This window comes from Hafnia alvei, from assembly GCF_964063325.1.
Lineage (GTDB): Bacteria > Pseudomonadota > Gammaproteobacteria > Enterobacterales > Enterobacteriaceae > Hafnia > Hafnia alvei_B.
Map to the genome: position 1 here is coordinate 551,038 of NZ_OZ061315.1, position 17,884 is coordinate 568,921.

16 protein-coding genes are annotated in these 17,884 nt (G+C 48.3%); 7 read left to right on the plus strand and 9 right to left on the minus strand.

Annotated elements, in window-relative coordinates; translation table 11 throughout:
* Positions 1–482 precede the first annotated feature (482 nt).
* Positions 483–1,223 (plus strand): 3'(2'),5'-bisphosphate nucleotidase CysQ, encoded by a 741-nt coding sequence (gene cysQ, locus AB3Y96_RS02600; RefSeq protein ID WP_367298419.1) that lies wholly within the window; start codon positions 483–485, stop codon positions 1,221–1,223.
* 4 nt (positions 1,224–1,227) lie between these two features.
* Here the strand turns inward: cysQ and AB3Y96_RS02605 are convergent, their stop codons facing one another.
* Positions 1,228–1,785, minus strand: coding sequence for a YtfJ family protein (locus tag AB3Y96_RS02605; RefSeq protein WP_367298420.1), 558 nt, complete (start codon positions 1,783–1,785; stop codon positions 1,228–1,230).
* Positions 1,786–2,116: 331 nt separating this feature from the next.
* On the opposite strand from AB3Y96_RS02605, the gene AB3Y96_RS02610 reads away from it, so the two are divergent.
* A complete protein-coding gene (locus AB3Y96_RS02610; protein ID WP_004093669.1) occupies positions 2,117–2,323 on the plus strand; it encodes a DUF1107 domain-containing protein in 207 nt (68 codons plus the stop codon).
* A gap of 129 nt (positions 2,324–2,452) precedes the next feature.
* On the opposite strand, the gene AB3Y96_RS02615 is transcribed toward AB3Y96_RS02610, so the two are convergent.
* Positions 2,453–3,799: a hemolysin family protein gene (locus tag AB3Y96_RS02615; protein ID WP_072307807.1), complete on the minus strand. Its 1,347-nt coding sequence runs from the start codon at positions 3,797–3,799 to the stop codon at positions 2,453–2,455.
* 250 nt (positions 3,800–4,049) lie between these two features.
* Positions 4,050–4,670 (minus strand): peptide-methionine (S)-S-oxide reductase MsrA, encoded by a 621-nt coding sequence (gene msrA, locus AB3Y96_RS02620; protein WP_367300268.1) that lies wholly within the window; start codon positions 4,668–4,670, stop codon positions 4,050–4,052.
* Between the two features lie 273 nt (positions 4,671–4,943).
* Here msrA and AB3Y96_RS02625 point away from each other — a divergent pair, with 273 nt between their 5' ends.
* The 3 genes from AB3Y96_RS02625 to AB3Y96_RS02635 are packed head-to-tail and all read left to right on the plus strand — an operon-like array spanning position 4,944 to position 10,956.
* Positions 4,944–6,680, plus strand: a complete 1,737-nt coding sequence (locus AB3Y96_RS02625; RefSeq protein ID WP_072307805.1) for an autotransporter assembly complex family protein — start codon at positions 4,944–4,946, stop codon at positions 6,678–6,680.
* On the plus strand, positions 6,677–10,603 hold the full coding sequence (locus AB3Y96_RS02630) for a translocation/assembly module TamB domain-containing protein (protein WP_367298421.1): 3,927 nt from the start codon (positions 6,677–6,679) through the stop codon (positions 10,601–10,603). Before AB3Y96_RS02625 ends, AB3Y96_RS02630 begins: the two co-directional genes overlap by 4 nt.
* Positions 10,603–10,956 carry a gamma-glutamylcyclotransferase gene (locus AB3Y96_RS02635; protein WP_025798810.1) on the plus strand — a complete coding sequence of 118 codons (354 nt, stop codon included), beginning with the start codon at positions 10,603–10,605 and terminating at the stop codon, positions 10,954–10,956. The genes AB3Y96_RS02630 and AB3Y96_RS02635 overlap by 1 nt, the downstream gene beginning before the upstream one ends.
* 76 nt (positions 10,957–11,032) lie before the next feature.
* Here AB3Y96_RS02635 and ppa read toward each other — a convergent pair whose 3' ends face one another.
* The gene (ppa, locus tag AB3Y96_RS02640) at positions 11,033–11,563 is read right to left on the minus strand and encodes an inorganic diphosphatase (RefSeq protein ID WP_063585913.1); all 531 of its coding nucleotides are present in this window, start codon (positions 11,561–11,563) and stop codon (positions 11,033–11,035) included.
* A gap of 133 nt (positions 11,564–11,696) precedes the next feature.
* Positions 11,697–12,701 (minus strand): class 1 fructose-bisphosphatase, encoded by a 1,005-nt coding sequence (fbp, locus tag AB3Y96_RS02645; protein WP_025798814.1) that lies wholly within the window; start codon positions 12,699–12,701, stop codon positions 11,697–11,699.
* A gap of 168 nt (positions 12,702–12,869) precedes the next feature.
* Between fbp and mpl the strand changes: the two genes are divergently transcribed.
* A complete protein-coding gene (gene mpl, locus AB3Y96_RS02650) occupies positions 12,870–14,249 on the plus strand; it encodes a UDP-N-acetylmuramate:L-alanyl-gamma-D-glutamyl-meso-diaminopimelate ligase (RefSeq protein ID WP_072307803.1) in 1,380 nt (459 codons plus the stop codon).
* 177 nt (positions 14,250–14,426) lie between these two features.
* Here the strand turns inward: mpl and yhcN (AB3Y96_RS02655) are convergent, their stop codons facing one another.
* The 3 genes from yhcN (AB3Y96_RS02655) to argR all read right to left on the minus strand — a co-directional run bounded on the left by yhcN (AB3Y96_RS02655) (position 14,427) and on the right by argR (position 15,976).
* The gene (yhcN, locus tag AB3Y96_RS02655; RefSeq protein WP_072307802.1) at positions 14,427–14,690 is read right to left on the minus strand and encodes a peroxide/acid stress response protein YhcN; all 264 of its coding nucleotides are present in this window, start codon (positions 14,688–14,690) and stop codon (positions 14,427–14,429) included.
* A 136-nt stretch (positions 14,691–14,826) separates the two neighbouring features.
* Positions 14,827–15,090 carry a peroxide/acid stress response protein YhcN gene (yhcN, locus tag AB3Y96_RS02660; RefSeq protein WP_025798820.1) on the minus strand — a complete coding sequence of 88 codons (264 nt, stop codon included), beginning with the start codon at positions 15,088–15,090 and terminating at the stop codon, positions 14,827–14,829.
* A 415-nt stretch (positions 15,091–15,505) separates the two neighbouring features.
* Complete coding sequence (gene argR / locus AB3Y96_RS02665; protein WP_004093684.1) at positions 15,506–15,976, minus strand: transcriptional regulator ArgR; 471 nt, start codon at positions 15,974–15,976, stop codon at positions 15,506–15,508.
* Positions 15,977–16,444: 468 nt separating this feature from the next.
* Between argR and mdh the strand changes: the two genes are divergently transcribed.
* Positions 16,445–17,383, plus strand: a complete 939-nt coding sequence (mdh, locus tag AB3Y96_RS02670; RefSeq protein WP_025798823.1) for a malate dehydrogenase — start codon at positions 16,445–16,447, stop codon at positions 17,381–17,383.
* Between the two features lie 53 nt (positions 17,384–17,436).
* On the opposite strand, the gene AB3Y96_RS02675 is transcribed toward mdh, so the two are convergent.
* Positions 17,437–17,748 carry a helix-turn-helix transcriptional regulator gene (locus AB3Y96_RS02675; RefSeq protein ID WP_072307801.1) on the minus strand — a complete coding sequence of 104 codons (312 nt, stop codon included), beginning with the start codon at positions 17,746–17,748 and terminating at the stop codon, positions 17,437–17,439.
* Positions 17,749–17,884: the final 136 nt, after the last annotated feature.

Genomic DNA, 17,884 nt, shown 5'->3' on the forward strand with positions numbered 1-17,884 from the left:
CGCTTTTTACCGAGCCGTTTGTCCGACCGGTCTCGGAGCGTACATCCTGTACGCCCTCAACCTGCCACCAGCATCCCTGCTGGCGGCTCTAAAATGCATTCTTTCAACATGAAAAGATAAAAGGCAAAAGGCAAAAGGCATTTTTGTCTTTTTAACTGTTTAAGTTTTGGTAGAGAGAGCCACCGGTACAGGGATGTACCGGTGGAGTTTGGGGCGCCCGGGATGGGCGATACCAAACCGGAGCGGAGATGGCGTCTCGGATAAAGGCGCGCGGGTGTTGGGTGCGCGCGCTGGCGCACCCGACTCGGACGCCTTCACTTAGTTTGTATGTGAATACCGTTGCTGAAAGGCGGTCGAAACCTTACACCATTACCCCATAAAAGATAGGCGAACGAAACACGCCGTTATGCCCACCAAAAGATGGCTATTCAACCCAAAAAAAACTAGTCTTCTAAACGACATCATTGTTTAAAGAGGTAGGTATGTTAGAACAAATTTCCCGACTGGCGCGTGAAGCCGGAGAGGCAATAATGCTCGTCTATCAAGACGATAAACCTCTTAACGTAGAGCATAAATCTGACGACTCGCCGGTCACTGCGGCAGATCTGGCGGCGCATGAAGTAATCCGCGACGGCTTAGCGAAACTGACGCCTGAGATCCCTTTGCTGTCTGAAGAAGATCCGCCATCGTGGGCGATCCGCCAACATTGGCAACGCTATTGGCTGGTGGATCCTTTAGATGGCACCAAGGAATTTATCAGCCGCAATGGTGAGTTCACGGTCAATATCGCCCTGATCGAAAACGGTGTCCCTGTGATGGGCGTGGTTTATGCGCCGGTTAACGATGTTTTGTATTGCGCGGAGCGCGGCAAGGCTTGGAAAGAAGAGCAAGGCGTGCGTGAGCAAATCCACGTCAGCAATGCTAATCCACCCTTGGTGGTGGTGAGTCGTTCCCATGCCGATGACGAGTTGAGAGATTATTTGGCTCAGTTGGGTGAGCATCAAACGGTTGCCGTAGGCTCTTCGCTGAAATTCTGTTTAGTGGCAGAGGGGAAAGCTCAACTTTATCCGCGCTTTGGGCCAACTAACGTTTGGGATACGGCAGCGGGGCATGCGGTTGCACTTGCTGCGGGGGCGCAGATCCACGATTGGCAGGGGAAAACGCTGGATTATACCCCGGCAGAATCCTTCCTGAATCCGGGGTTTCGTGTTTCTCTCTTTTAGGTTTTTAAGAACCTAACAGCTGATGCAGCAGGCCGATAACCTGCTGTACTTTCTGTGGCGTCAGCGCACCATCTTTCGCAAATTTTACGTTGCCTTGTTTATCCAGAACGACGATCGCCGATCCTTTTGGCTGTAAGTCCCATGCTTTTTTTGCCGCCCCTGTATCGTCGACGATAAATTGCGACCACGGGAACTCCTTCTTGCTGCTTTCAATACTGCTACGTACGAATGGCCCTGTACCAATAATCGCGTCATCGGTATTGACGATGGTGGTGGTTTGGTATTTGTCGTGCGGTAAACCGGCTTTCTTGATAGCTTCAATCAGCGGATCGTTCATGTCTTTGGCAGATGTACGCCCAGCGATATGCTGAATGACTCGTACTTTTCCTCCCAACTGGGCACTGTTCCAGTTTTTGTAGCTAAACTCATTATTCTGATAGTTCAGTTCCCCACGGTCGCTGATGCCCACTGGCGCGACGCGCTGCTCTTGCTGAAAATTGTGTGCTGAAACTGACATCGATAGCAGCAGCAACGGAAGTAGGTAGTGTTTTTGTAGTTTCATGCAGGCTCCCTAAATAAACAGTCAGAACGATCGTGTCAAAAGCATAGATTGTGATCGGAGGTCTGTCCTGTTTTGAAGTGTGATCGAAAGTTTTATTCTGTAAGGCAAAAACCTCATTTTTTGCGCGATTATTTCATGTTCGGTATGACTTTTTGCATACCATTCTGTCAGCTGAGGTAAATATAGTGAAAAATGCCGCTTTATGGGAACCCAAAGTTGTGAAAGCAGTCTATATTTATACTCCATTACGCGGATAGGGGCCGTGCAGCCGTTTTGGCTGATTGAATTTTTATACCCTGCCGCATGTCATTACCGGGAGGTAAACACAACAATGAAAATCTTCCAACGCTACAATCCGCTTCTTGTTGCCAAGTATGTAAAAACCCTGTTTCGTGGACGGTTATATATCAAGGATGTCGGCGCTTTCGAGTTCGACATGGGGAAGGTTCTTCCCCCGAAAGTGCGAGACAAACGCCACCTCAGCGCCATGTCTGAGATTAACCGTCAAGTCACACGACTGCAGGCCGAAATGGCATAGGCAGATTGGGAAGAGCTCCCTGCTGTGTTGTTAATAAGCTAGAGCTAATAGGCTAGAAAGTAGGAAAATGATAACGGCCCTTGCGGGCCGTTTGTGTTTCTATAATGCATGCGGTTTAAAGCGCTGAACTTAGGTATTTGCTTCTTTCGCTTTTTCTAAATCACCAGCCGCATCGGGAATGATCGGCGCAGGGCGTTCGGCCAAGCGAGTCACCAGCAACTGGTCGATTTTGTAGCTGTCGATATCAACAACTTCAAACTTATAGCCCGCATATTTGACGTAGTCGGTGCGTTTTGGAATTTTACGCAGCATATACATCATGAAGCCGCCGATGGTTTCATAATTGCTGTTCTGCGGAAACTCTTCGATATCCAACACGCGCATCACATCATCAATTGGCGTAACGCCTTCAACCAGCCACGAGTTTTCATCGCGAGCGATGATCTGTTCTTCTTGGCCTTGGCCAACCAGGTCGCCCATCAGCGTGGTCATTACGTCGTTAAGCGTGATGATACCCACCACTAACGCATATTCGTTCAGAATAATGGCGAAGTCTTCACCAGCGGTTTTAAAACTCTCTAACCCTTCAGACAACGTCAGCGTGTCGGGAATGATTAACACGTTACGAATTTGCACGCCGCTGCTCAGCACGAGGCTTTGATTGCCCAATACGCGGTTGAGCAAATCTTTGGAGTCAACGTAGCCCACCACGTGATCGATTGCCCCATCACAAACTAAAAACTTAGAGTGCGGATGAGTAGAGACTTTTTCTTTGATGCTTTCTTCGCTTTCGCTCAAATCGAAGTAGATGATGCTTTCACGCGGCGTCATAGAAGAAGGAACCGTACGAGATTCCAGCTCAAAGACGTTCTCGATGATCTCGTGCTCTTGCTTGCGCAGCACGCCCGCTAATGCACCCGCTTCAACGACGGCGTAGATATCATCAGAAGTAATATCGTCTTTACGTACCATTGGCAGCTTAAATAAGCGGAAGATCATGTTGGCAAGGCCGTTAAAGAACCATACCAAAGGTCTGAATACCAACAGGCAGAAGCGCATCGGGTTGACGATCCGAACGGCGACCGTTTCAGGGGCGATCATACCGATGCGTTTCGGTGTGAGGTCGGCAAACAAAATAAAGCAGCTGGTAACCAACACGAAGGAACAGATAAAGCTGACCTGCTCGGAGATTTCTGGTGCCATAAAGCGGTCAAACAGAATCCGGAAGGTTGGGGAGAATGCAGCATCACCGACGATACCACCGAGGATAGCGACGGCATTTAGCCCAATTTGTACCACGGTAAAGAAGTAACCAGGCTGTTCTTGGAGCGCAATGACACGAGAAGCGTTGATATCGCCTTCATCTGCCATTGTTTTCAATTTCATTTTGCGAGAGGCAGCCAGTGAAATTTCCGAGATGGAAAAAAAGGCGCTTATCGCGATTAATACTAGGATCAGTAAAATACTGTTTAACATAATTTATCCGCTTCGACCGGAGTGTTCCGGGGAATAGTGAAGGGCAGTGATTAATGGGAGTTTAACAAAAAACGGCTAGTTTTTGCGCGCTATGCCGTGTACTAACTACTATTAACGAGGCCTCATTTCTGTGACCCGCGTCTAGTATAGCAGTAGCCATGAGAAACCAGCTAGCGATTAAAAGGTGCTCACTTCCTCATAACCTATTGCTATTAGCCAATTTTAATCGCGAAGCGGGTTCTCGACAATCTTAAAGCTGTGGTGGCAGACAGACCCCAATACCACCCAGACCGCAGTAGCCATGCGGGTTTTTATACAGATATTGCTGGTGCTCATCTTCTGCATAGTAGAACGGTTTGGCCGCGCTAATTTCGGTGGTGATTTCACGCAAGTCGTTGGCCTCCTTCATTGCTTTCTGAAAGCGAGCTTCGCTGGTCAGTGCCTCAGCCTGCTGCTGTGGGGTAAGCACGTAGATCGCAGAACGGTATTGGCTGCCAATGTCATTTCCCTGACGATCGCCCTGAGCGGGATCGTGATTTTCCCAAAACAGCTCAAGCAGTTTTGCATAGCTGATGATTTTTGGATCAAACACAATGCGAACGGCTTCTGCGTGGCCGGTTTGGCCAGAACACACTTCGCGGTAGGTTGGATTGGGGGTGAACCCGCCGCTGTATCCCGCCGCCGTACTGTAAATTCCCGGCTGTTGCCAGAACAGGCGTTCTACGCCCCAGAAGCATCCCATAGCAAAAATGGCGGTTTCCATGCCTTCTGGAACATCGGTCATAGAATTTCCGCTCACCGCATGTATTTTAGCAATAGGCATCGGGGTGTTGCGGCCAGGAAGGGCGTGCTCTGCCGTAAGTGGTTGAATGTCATGATTTGCGTTAGCCACAGGAGGCTCCTGTCTTAGATTTATGTATCACTCAGCTACTATATACATAACTTTAGTGATTACTTTATTTAGATCAATTCGGTCATTAGTTGTATCTCATACTTACTTTGCGCACAATATGCCTAATTATTGCAACCATGTTACTAATGGCATTGCAAACTGGTGCACATGCACATTTTTGAATTCCGTCGGATAGCAGTTCCCCCTGACAGGCGGAATGTTTTACAGGTAGGGTAAACTTCAGGAGTTCGCGTGCCACGATTTCGTCTCTTTGGCTTTATATGCCTCTTTTTGGCATCCCCCTTGGCCAATGCAGCGCAAGTTCGCTTAAAAGTTGAAGGTTTAAGCGGGTCGCTCGAACAGAACGTACGAGCCAGTCTTTCCACCATCGAAAATGATGAAGTCAGCAACGATGGCCGTTTTCGCGCCCGAGTTGATGAATCCATTCGACGGGGGCTGAAAGCGCTCGGCTATTATCAGCCAACTATTGAATTTGATTATCAAGATAAAAAACCGCCTGAAAGACCTTTGCTGATTGCGAAAGTGAAGGCCGGTGAACCCGTGCTGATTGCGGGAGTGGACGTGAAGATTTTAGGGCAGGCTAAAGATGACTCTGCCTATAAAGAACTGCTGAAAACCGGTGAGCCCAAAATTGGCACCGTGCTTAATCACGGTACGTACGATAGTTTCAAGAATTCCCTGACTTCTATTGCGGTGCGTAGAGGTTACTTCGACGCCACGATGCCGGTGCATCAACTTGGCGTTATCGAGGATGAGCGCAAAGCATTTTGGGATATCGATTTCGATAGCGGCAAACGCTATCGCTTTGGCGACGTTTCTTTTGAAGGTTCGCAGATCCGAGAAGAGTATTTGCAGCACTTGGTTCCTTTCGAAAAGGGTGAATATTACACCTCTGAGCAATTGGCCGAGTTTAGCCGCCGTTTGTCTGCCACCAACTGGTTCAACTCGGTGGTGGTATCGCCTGATTTTAAACAGGCAACCGCAGATAAAGAGCTGCCATTAGACGCGGTGGTTTCTCCTAAAGTGCGTAATACCGTTGAGCTCGGCGGCGGCTATGCCACCGACGTGGGGCCGCGCGTGCAGGCTACCTGGAAGCGCCCTTGGGTTAACTCGTACGGGCATAGTTTCGAAACCTCGCTCAACCTTTCAGCGCCAGAACAAACTGCAGATTTCAGCTATAAAATTCCGCTGCTAAAGAACCCGATTGAGCAATATTACCTATTGCAGGGCGGTTTCAAGCGTACCGATCTCAATGATACCGAAGAAGATACCACCACGCTGAACGTGGCGAGATATTGGGATCTGTCGAGTGGCTGGCAGCGTTCAGTTAACCTGCGTTGGAGCCTTAACCACTTTACGCAGGGCGAAGTGTCGAACGATACCATGCTGTTGTATCCGGGAATTATGCTAAACCGCACCCGCTCTCGCGGGGGGCTAATGCCGGTATGGGGCGACAGCCAGCGCTATTCATTTGATGTATCCGACACTACATGGGGCTCTGACGTCGACTTTGCTGTCGTGCAGGCGCAGCAGGTGTGGATCCGCACGTTAGCCGAAAAACATCGCTTTGTGGTACGCGGTAACGTGGGGTGGATTGAAACGAATGACTTCGAAAAAGTGCCGCCAAACCTGCGCTTCTTCGCCGGTGGTGACCGCAGTATTCGCGGATATAAATACAAATCTATTTCACCGGAAGATAGCTCAGGTAAGTTAACCGGTGCTTCCAAGCTCGCTACGGGATCATTGGAATATCAATATAACGTCACTGGAAAATGGTGGGGTGCCACCTTTGTTGACTCTGGTGAAGCGGTGAACGATATCAAACGCAGTAATTTTTATACCGGCGCGGGTGTTGGCGTGCGCTGGGAATCACCGGTTGGGCCAATCAAGCTCGATTTTGCGGTGCCGGTTGGTGATAAAGATAACCATGATTTGCAGTTTTACATCGGATTGGGGCCTGAACTATGAGACGCGTAATCAAATTCAGCCTGATCTTTTTGCTGGTGCTCGTATTGCTGGTGGTTGGCCTGATTGGCACCGTGATCAGCACGCCGGGTCTTCATTTTGTTATCAACAGTGCGGCGCGCTGGGTGCCGGGGCTAGATATTGCAGGTGTGACCGGCGGGTGGCGTAATCTAACGTTAACCGGTGTTTCCTACCAAATGCCCGGCGTGAAAGTGAAAGCCGGTGAGTTTCATCTGGCGGTTGATATCGGCTGCTTGAAAAAAAGCGAGCTGTGCCTGAATGCCTTAACGGCAAATCAGATTGATGTTGCTATCAATACGCAAGAGTTAGCACCTTCCGAGCCTGCGCCAGAGACCACCAGTGAACCGCTAAGCGAACTGAAAGCGCCTTATCCCGTAGCGATCCGTTTGCTGCGCATCAATAACGTTCACGTCACGGTTGATGACACCGCCATTTCTTTGGACGAGTTTCGCACCGGCGCCGAATGGCGAGATCGCGGTTTAACGCTGTTGCCAACCAACATTAAGTCTCTGCTGGTGGCATTGCCGAAAACGCCTGCAACGCCGGTTCAGGATCAGGTGGTTGCGGTTGCGGTTAAAGATAAGCCGGTGACTCAGGCTGCCATGGATGCCGCCGCCGATAGCGCCAAACAGGCCGCCTCTGATGCCGCAGAGCATGTTGTTAAACATGTTGCCAAGCCTGAACAGGCAAAGGCCGAAGCTCAGAAAGACGCACAGGCTGAGGCGGAAAAAACAGCCGTTGAGAAGCCACTGGGTGAAGTGCTGGCTGAGCTGTTTGCTAAACCATTACTGCCTGATTTGCCAGAACTGCGTTTGCCGTTGGATCTGACCGTAAAGCGTATTTCTGGTGAGCAATTACGTATCACCGGTGATAGCGATATCGTGGTGAACTCGTTGCTGGTGAGAGCGGTTACCAAAGATAGCGCGCTGCGTTTGCATACGCTGGAGGTTCGCTCGCCGCAGGGTAATGTGTCCATGCATGGTCAGGCGACATTGAGCGATCGATGGCCGATGGATTTCCGCTTAAACGCAGATTTGAACGTCGATCCGGTTAAAGGCGAAAAACTGAAGCTGGGTATTAAAGGCGATCTGCGTGATGTATTAACGCTGGATGCTAATTTATCTGGCCCGTTAAAAGCCACGCTAGCGGCAGAAACGCAGTTAGCCACGGCGGGCTTACCGTTGGCTGTGACGCTGGAGAGTCCTGGCGTGCAGTGGCCTTTAGCGGGGACGCCAGAGTATCAGGCGAAAAATATTCGTCTGCGCTTAAACGGCAGCGGCAAAGCCTATGCGCTGTCATTGCGAACCGATGTTAGTGGTAATGAAATTCCAGCGGCCAAAATTACCCTTGATGGTAAAGGGACGGATCAGCAATTTAATTTAAGTCGTCTGCGTGTCGCTGCTTTGCAGGGGAATACCGATCTTTCAGCCTTGGTAGATTGGAGCAAAGCCATCAGTTGGAAGAGTAAGCTGACGCTTGATGGTATCAATACGGCGAAACAGTGGCCTGAATGGCCGGTTAAACTGAACGGTAATATTGAAACTCAGGGCAGTTTATACGGTGGAAACTGGCAGCTACGCGTTCCGGTGCTTCAGCTTGACGGCAACGTGAAGCAAAACCAGGTCGATGTTCGTGGGAATTTGACCGGAAATCAGGCTGGCCAGTGGAAAATTCCCCAGATGCACATTGGCCTAGGCCGCAACAAGATTGATATCACCGGCGAGCTGTCTGATAAGTGGGCACTGGATGCTGTTATTGATGCTCCTCGCCTTGATGGTAATTTGCCGGGGTTAGCGGGCACGGCGAAAGGTACGCTGAAACTGCGTGGTAATCTCAAAGCGCCGCAGGTGCTGGCCGATCTCACCGCGTCTGGTTTGCAGTGGCAGACATTAACCATCAATCGAGTGAAGCTAGACGGTGATATTCGTTCCGGCGAACAGATTGAAGGCAATTTAAATGCGCGCGTTGAGCAACTGAAACAGGATGATTTTCTGATTAGCCTGTTAACGCTAGATGCCAAAGGCAGTGAGAAACAGCATCAGCTACAGTTGAAAATCAATGGCGATCCACTTTCTGGTCAGTTGGCACTGAAAGGCAGTTTTGATCGAACCACTGAGCGCTGGCAGGGAACCTTAAACGATACACGCTTTGATACTCCGGTTGGCGAGTGGCGCTTAACGCGGCCAATTGCGCTCGATTATCTTAACCAGCAGCAGAAGATTAGCGTTGGTCCACATTGCTGGTTAAACCCGAATGCTGAGGTTTGTGTTCCTAAAACGATTGAAGCTGGCGCGAGCGGTAATGCCAGCGTGGTATTAAACCGTTTCGATTTAGCCATGATTAAACCGTTCTTAGGGCCAGATACCGCATTGAATGGGGTATTCACCGGGCGCGCGGACGTGAGCTGGAAGGAAGGTCAGGCTCTGCCAGAGGCAAAAGTTTCGCTTATTGGTAAAGGCGTTAAGGTGCAACAGGCCGTTCAGGGAAACCAACTGCCTATTGCCTTTGACACGTTGAACCTGAACGCGGCGCTTAATCATGGCCGTGCTCAGCTTGATTGGTTGATACGAATTGCGGGTAATGGTCAGCTTGATGGAAACGTTCAGATTGCCGATCCTCAAGGTCGTAGAAATCTGTCGGGTAACGTGAATATCAAAAGCATCTCGCTGGCGATGTTGAACCCTGCGCTGATGTCTGGAGAAAAAGCGCAAGGGATGCTGAACGCGGCATTACGCTTAGGTGGTAACGCCCAGCAGCCGCAGATCTTCGGACGTATGGCGCTGGATAAAGTTGATATCGATGGGCAGTTTATGCCGTTTGATATCACGGAAGGCAATCTGGCGGTTAACTTTGCAGGGATGAGTTCGGCGCTGCAAGGAGTGATCAAAACTTCGCGCGGGCAACTCAACCTGACGGGTAATGCGGATTGGCGTGTGATTGATGCATGGCGTGCGCAGATTGCAGTGAAAGGAGATCGCGTTCGCGTAACTGTTCCGCCGATGGTGCGTTTGGATGTGTCACCGGATATTGTGTTTGAAGCGACGCCGAAGATGTTTGCTTTAAACGGCTCGGTGGGTATTCCTTGGGCGCGAATTACGGTTCAGGAGCTGCCTGAAAGCGCGGTGTCGGTATCGTCGGATGAGGTGATGCTGAATAATCAACGCCAGCCGATAGCGCCAGCGTCGGCGTCGATTCCGATTAACAGCAATTTGAATATTCACATTGGCCCCAATGTTCGCTTAGATGCTTTCGGTCTGAAAGCGAAATTGCAGGGCGATCTGAAGATGGTTCAAGATGAACATGGTCTTGGCTTGAATGGTCAGGTGAATATTCCAGAAGGCCGTTTTGCCGCATATGGACAAGATTTACTGATCCGTAAAGGTGAACTGATCTTCTCTGGACCACCAGAGCAGCCATTGCTGAATATTGAAGCAATTCGTAACCCCGATGCAACGGAAGACGATGTTACTGCCGGGGTACGTGTAACAGGACTTGCTGATCAGCCGAAACTAGAAGTATTCTCGGATCCTGCCATGTCACAGCAGATGGCGCTGTCTTATTTGCTGCGTGGGCAGGGATTAGAAAGTTCGGGAACGGACAGCAATGCCATGACATCAATGCTGATCGGCATGGGGGTAGCGCAAAGTGGTAAGCTGGTGGGTAAAATCGGTGAGACATTTGGCGTGAGCAATTTATCTCTAGACGCTCAAGGCGTTGGAGACAGCTCGCAGGTAGTTGTGAGTGGTTATGTACTACCAGGATTACAGGTAAAATATGGTGTTGGGATATTTGATTCGTTGGCGACGCTGACGTTACGTTATCGCCTGATGCCAAAATTATATCTGGAAGCGGTGTCTGGACTCGATCAGGCACTCGATTTGCTCTATCAGTTTGAGTTTGAGTGATGCGAATTATTGTATATGGAAGTCTACGTCGTAAGCAGGGTAATAGTCATTGGATGACTAACGCCATGTTGCTGGGTGAATGTGAGCTCGAAGGGTACGAGATGTACGATCTCGGCCATTTTCCGGCGGTAGTTCCGGGCGAGGGAAAGGTATTTTGCGAAGTCTATCGCATTAACTCTTCCATTTTAGCCGAGCTGGATGAGCTGAAAAGCAACAGCAAGGATTATCGTAGAGAGCTGATTCAAACGCCATTCGGCAGTGCGTGGATATATATCTATCTGTACTCGGTAGACAGTTTGCCACGTATCAAATGTGGTGACTGGTTGAAACGCGATCAGGAATGTAGCGAATAACACGCTGCTTATCTGACAGTAAAACATAAAAAAACACCGCCAATGGCGGTGTTTTTTTTCGTGCACGTGAAAACAATTATTTGTTTTTAGCGCGCTCGAAAGAGGCAACGATTTCAGCTTTAGCGGCTTCAGCGTTATCCCAACCTTCAACTTTAACCCATTTGCCTTTTTCCAGATCTTTGTAGTGTTCAAAGAAGTGGGAGATTTGGGCACGCAGCAGTTCAGGCAGATCGTTCACATCTTTGATGTGATCGTATTCTTTGGTCATTTTGCTGTGTGGAACAGCTACCAGCTTCGCATCTTCACCGGCTTCGTCAGTCATTTTCAGCACGCCAACTGGGCGGCAACGAATGACTGAGCCTGGCTGCAGTGGGTATGGAGTTGGGACCAGAACGTCAACCGGATCGCCGTCCAGAGACAGAGTGTGGTTGATGTAACCATAGTTGCATGGGTAGAACATTGCGGTAGACATGAAACGGTCTACAAACAGGCAACCTGTTTCTTTGTCTACTTCATATTTGATTGGATCAGCGTTAGCTGGAATTTCGATAACTACGTAGATGTCTTCTGGCATATCTTTGCCAGCAGGGACGTTAATCAAGCTCATGTCGGTTTCCTTTAATCAAACCAGAAATGGAGTGACGGCTATTATAGCGGTCACTCCACAAATGAACAGTCTACCCGACATCTTTCAAGCGTTCGGCTTATGGCGTCGCGCTTGAAGTTTACCGGGGGCAGGATTATGCGTCGGGGAAATCGCTCATGAAGCGTTCAGCGTCTTCTACCATAGAACTGGTGCCGACGAAGAACGGTGCTCGCTGGTGCAGTTTTTCCGGTGCGATATCCAGAATACGACGGAAGCCGTCGGTGGCTTTACCGCCTGCTTGCTCCGCTAAGAATGCCATAGGGTTGCATTCATACAGCAAACGCAGCTTGCCAGAAGGATGGCTTGCGGTGCTTGGGTAGATGTAGATACCACCCTTGAGCAGGTTACGATGGAAATCGGCAACCAAAGAACCAATATAGCGTGAGGTATAAGGGCGATGAGTTGCTTCGTCTTGCTCTTGGCAATACTTAATGTATTTCTTCACGCCGAGAGGGAATTTGATGTAGTTCCCTTCGTTGATGGAGTACATGTTGCCTTTTTCAGGGAAACGTACGCGTTCATGTGACAGGCAGAATACGCCCAGCGATGGGTCATAGGTAAAGGCGTGAACCCCGTTGCCAGTGGTGTATACCAGCATGGTTGAAGAGCCATAAACGACATAACCAGCGGCAACCTGACAATTTCCCGGCTGCAGGAAGTCTTCTTCGGTAACCGGCTGCCCAATTGGCGTAATGCGGCGATAGATAGAGAAAATCGTACCGACTGACACGTTAACGTCGATGTTGGAAGAACCGTCTAATGGATCCATCAAAACGACATATTTACCGTTGTTGGCGCGATCGCCCTCAAAGATAACAATATCGTCTTCTTCTTCCGATGCGATACCCGCCACCTCTCCACGCGCTTTTAAGGCGGCTTTGAGTTTTTCATTGGCATAGAGATCCAGTTTCATCTGAACCTCACCCTGCACGTTTTCCGCACCACTTGCGCCGAGAATATCCACCAGACCCGCTTTGTTGATATCGCGGTGGATAATTTTGGCACCCAGTTTAATTGCGGAGAGGAGAGCGGTTAGTTCGCCAGTAGCGTGTGGAAAATCTTGCTGCTTTTCGACGATAAACTCGCCTAAAGTTTTCATGACACATTCCCTGATTCTGCGAAGGAGTAGCGATTTTTTTACAAACCGCCAACGTTTTCGCAGCTATTCTAGCCAATGTATAAAGTGATTCCTAGGTAATTCCATTTCGCCTAAGCCGCTCACAGCGTTAGAATGTGAGCTGACTCGATGTAATCAACTGGAAACGATATGCGCATTCATATTCTTGGAATCTGCGGCACATTTATGGGCGGCCTTGCTTTGCTGGCTCGGACGTTAGGACATGAAGTGACGGGTTCTGATGCCAATGTTTATCCGCCGATGAGCACGCTGCTTGAAAAAGAAGGGATCACATTGATGGAGGGTTATGATCCTTCCCATCTAGATCCTGCACCTGATTTGGTGATCATTGGTAACGCAATGACGCGTGGCAACCCTTGCGTGGAAGTTATTCTGGAGCAGGGGATCCCATACGTTTCTGGTCCACAGTGGCTGCATGATGAAGTTCTGCGCCATCGTTGGGTGATTGCGGTTGCAGGTACCCACGGCAAAACCACAACGGCAGGAATGGTCACCTGGATCTTGGAAGAGTGCGGCTATGAGCCGGGCTTTGTGATTGGTGGCGTTCCTGGGAACTTTGATGTTTCCGCCCGTATGGGCAACAGCCCATTCTTTGTGATCGAAGCCGATGAGTACGATTGTGCCTTCTTTGATAAACGATCCAAGTTTGTGCACTACTGTCCGCGTACGTTGATCCTCAATAATCTTGAGTTTGATCATGCGGATATTTTCGATGATCTAAAAGCGATCCAGAAACAGTTCCATCATCTAGTGCGTTTGGTTCCGGGCAAAGGCCGAATTATTTTGCCGGGTAACGATGCCAATCTGAAACAGGTTATGGGGATGGGCTGCTGGAGCGAACAAGAGCTTAGCGGTGAAGAGGGAACGTGGAACGCGCGTAAACTCAATCCAGATGCCAGCCATTATGAAGTCCTACTGGATGGCGAAGTCGTGGGAGAGGTTAACTGGGGCTTAGTCGGTGAACACAATATGCATAACGGCTTGATGGCGATTGCCGCTGCTCGTCATGTTGGTGTGTTGCCTGCTGATGCGTGCCGTGCCTTGGGTAGCTTTATCAATGCCCGTCGTCGTTTAGAGCTTCGTGGCGAAGCCTTCGGCGTGAAGGTTTATGATGACTTTGCTCATCATCCTACGGCTATTTTGGCAACGCTGGCGGCTTTACGCAGCAAAGTTGGTGGAACCGCTCGCATTCTTGCTGTGCTAGAGCCTCGCTCTAATACCATGAAAATGGGCGTATCTAAGAATGATCTAGCCCCTGCGCTTGGCCGAGCAGATGAAGTTTTCTTATTCCAGCCACATCACATTCCGTGGTTGGTCACTGAAGTGGCAGAGGCCTGTGTTCAACCGGCCCACTGGAGCGCAGATGTTGATGTTCTGGTGGATATGATCGCTAAAACGGCCCAACCGGGCGATTATATTTTGGTGATGAGCAACGGTGGCTTTGAAGGGATCCACAGCAAGCTGTTGAAAGCGCTTGAGCATAAGCAAGAGATTACTGAGCAGCAGTAAGTTGCTGGATTAATGAATCAGCCGTGGCTTAGTCCACGGCTTTTTTATACCTGACATTTGATAAAAAAAGCCTCCGCAAGCGGAGGCAATGGGGTTCGTCGGGTTAGACGAGAGTGTTAGCTGGCTGAATCGGGTTAGACACAGGAAGCGCCAGCCTTATGATGAAACGTTTTACAATTAACGGTAAATCTCAGCGGTGGCGTGGTAGTTGCCATCCAAATGAGCTTCAACGATATGGAATGCGGTAGCGCCTTTGGCATCAGCTTTATCGGACAGCTGTGCTTTGATATCTGAAGGCGAACCATCGATACCGCTGATGGTTATGGTACCAATGGATTTCATTGATGATGCTTGCTGTGCGCTGATGGACTGTGCAGCAAAAGCGCCGAAAGAAACCATAGAGAGAAGACTTAAAGCAGCAACGGTAGTTTTGATTTTCATGATTATTTTCCTATTTTTCATTCTGCCGCAGTACTTCGATCTTAGATTCAATGACGATATTCTTTCGGTCACTGCGGTTTAACTTTAGCGATTCATTCACGGAGTTTGTGCTCCGTTGAGCAGGTGAATCTGTATTTTATTTATAGATTTCAGCAGTTGCGTGGAATGAGCCTTCGTTACGGGCTTCTACTACGCGGTATGCTGTTGCGCCTTGTGCATCGGCTTTAGCAGACAGAGCTGCTCTGATATCAGAAGGGGCTGCGCTTACGCCGCTAACGCTAATGGTGCCAACTGGCTGCATTTTTGATGCCTGTGCATTGTCAACCAACTGAGCTGCGAACGCGCCGAAAGAAAGAGAAGAGAGAACGGCTAGAGTTGCAATAGTAGTTTTAATTTTCATGATGTATCCCTCAGATATTGTTTTATTTAGTTTTGAACTGTGATTTAAATCACGAAAACAAGTGTACACCTAGTAACTCGAAAAATTAATAGCGAGCTAATGGTTTGTTAGGTTTGTTTGTTTGGTATTGTTTTGATGAATAGATCGAAATGGAATAAAAACAGCGCAAAAAATACACTTTTAAGACTAAATTTTAATTAAATCAATAAAGTAACATCATGTTGCAAAATGTGCGGTCTATAGTGTTTGTGACCGACAGAAGTAAGGATGTAGGGTTGATTGACCGTTAATGCTATTTGAAGTAGCGAATCATGCTGTGTGAGTTGTGTAATTAAGCGGAAAAGAGTACGGCGAATTTAAGATGAGAGCAGAGAAAAAATCATAGGCCTGATGGATATCAGGCCCGAGAACAGGATTACAGCTCTTGATCAAATAGCGACAAAATAGCGTCGTGCAGTTGCTCAACAGAGAACCCTTTCGCTGGCGTGGTGAAAATCGTGTCGTCACCTGCAATAGTTCCCAGAATCCCTTCTGACTTACCTAATGAGTCCAATAGGCGTGCAATCAATTGTGCTGCGCCTGGACTGGTATGGATCACCACAACGGATTCGTTGTAATCAACGTCTAGAACCAGATTCTTCAATGGGCTGCTAGTGGTTGGGACGCCAAGTTCTGCTGGCAGACAATACACCATCTCCATTTTGGCATTTCGTGTGCGGACGGCACCAAATTTGGTCAGCATACGAGATACTTTGGATTGGTTGATATTCTCAAAGCCTTCATCTTGCAGAGCCTGCACGATCTCACCCTGAGAACTGAATTTCTCTTCTTTGAGCAGCGCCTTGAATGCCTTGATCAAGTCTTCTTGTTTTGTTGGAGTTCGCATTCTTCACCGTAGGAATAGAAATAGAGAACATTATTATGCGTAATAATGAATTTTTATGCAATTTAAGTGCGAGAAACGTTAAGTCGGTCACTATAGCGTTCAAACCGGCAAGGGGATGATTTTACCACCTTGCCCATAAAATGAATATGTTAGCGGGGACTTTGGCTATGTCATCGGTATTCGTAAATGGAATGTTATTAAAATGATGTTGTTGTGATGTAAAATAAGGGTGTAATGTAATGGCCGGGTAATGAGCTGTGATAAGCGCGCAACGAATTCCTACTCTGTGGCCCTATATCTTTCATGCATAAGCTATTTTTTATTATAAACCTTGCAGTAGGACATGGAATTAGTGCTTCATATCCCAATCTTTGTGTTAACAGATTGTTTTTTAAGACATGATGGACTAAGGTGCGCGGTAATGCATTCACGGCACTCTTAAATTAAAGATAAATCAAGGAGTATAGAATGAAAGTTGCAGTTCTCGGCGCAGCCGGCGGTATTGGTCAGGCTTTAGCCCTTCTTCTCAAAACTCAGCTTCCTTCCGGTTCAGAACTCTCCCTTTATGACATTGCGCCGGTCACCCCAGGTGTCGCCGTCGATCTCAGCCACATCCCAACAGCCGTTAAAATCAAAGGTTTTAGCGGTGAAGATGCGCGTCCAGCTTTGGAAGGTGCGGATATCGTATTGATTTCTGCGGGTGTTGCTCGTAAACCTGGAATGGATCGCTCCGACCTGTTTAATGTGAACGCCGGTATCGTACGTAATCTGATTGAGCAGGTTGCTAGCACCTGTCCTAAAGCTTGTGTAGGTATTATTACTAACCCAGTGAACACCACTGTAGCTATCGCGGCAGAAGTGTTGAAGAAAGCTGGTGTTTATAACAAAGATAAACTGTTCGGTATTTCTACGCTGGACGTTATCCGTTCAAATACTTTTGTTGGTGAATTGAAAGGTAAAAACCCGGCAGAAGTTGAAGTGCCTGTTATTGGTGGCCACTCTGGCGTAACTATTTTGCCACTGCTGTCTCAGATCCCAGGTGTGAGCTTCACCGAGCAGGAAGTTGCCGATCTGACCAAACGTATCCAAAACGCGGGTACAGAGGTCGTTGAAGCTAAAGCCGGTGGCGGGTCAGCAACGCTGTCTATGGGCCAAGCTGCTGCACGTTTCGGTTTGTCTCTGGTTCGCGCTATGCAAGGCGAAAGCAACGTTGTGGAATGTGCATACGTTGAAGGTGATGGCAAATATGCTCGCTTCTTCGCACAGCCATTGCTGCTGGGTAAAGAAGGGATTGTTGAACGTAAATCTATTGGTACTTTGAGCGCTTTTGAACAAAAAGCGCTGGAAGGTATGTTAGATGTTCTGCATAAAGATATCGAACTGGGCGAAACCTTCGTTAACAAATAATTGTTGATGAAATACGGGTGGTCAATACACCCGTTTGCCTGTTCTATCTGAATTTAACCGCCGGGCTTTATTGCTGGCGGTTTTATTTTTTTTGGCTTTCGTTGACGCATGAGTTGTTGTCTATCAATAAGCTGATGCGTTCTGATATCAAAATAGCGACTCGGCCATATTTCAGAAGGGTGTATCCCTAAGGCGTGAGCAATAATTAATTCGCCTTTTGGCCAAGGGCGAGTCAATGCGTTCGATAACGTAGTACTTGAGAGCCCTGAGGCTCTTGATAACCCACTGAGCGTAATATTTCTTTTATGTAATGCAGCAATAATATCTGCATGATGCCAATCTTCTAGGCATTGACTCTCTGCCATAATTCATTCCTTTGCAATGACACATAAACAGGGGGAGAGAAATAAGGTTTGCGTGTATTGCTACTATCTAAAAACACTCTATAAATTTCAATTAATTTCCAATTATTTCAATAATAAGAAACTCGTTATATTTATT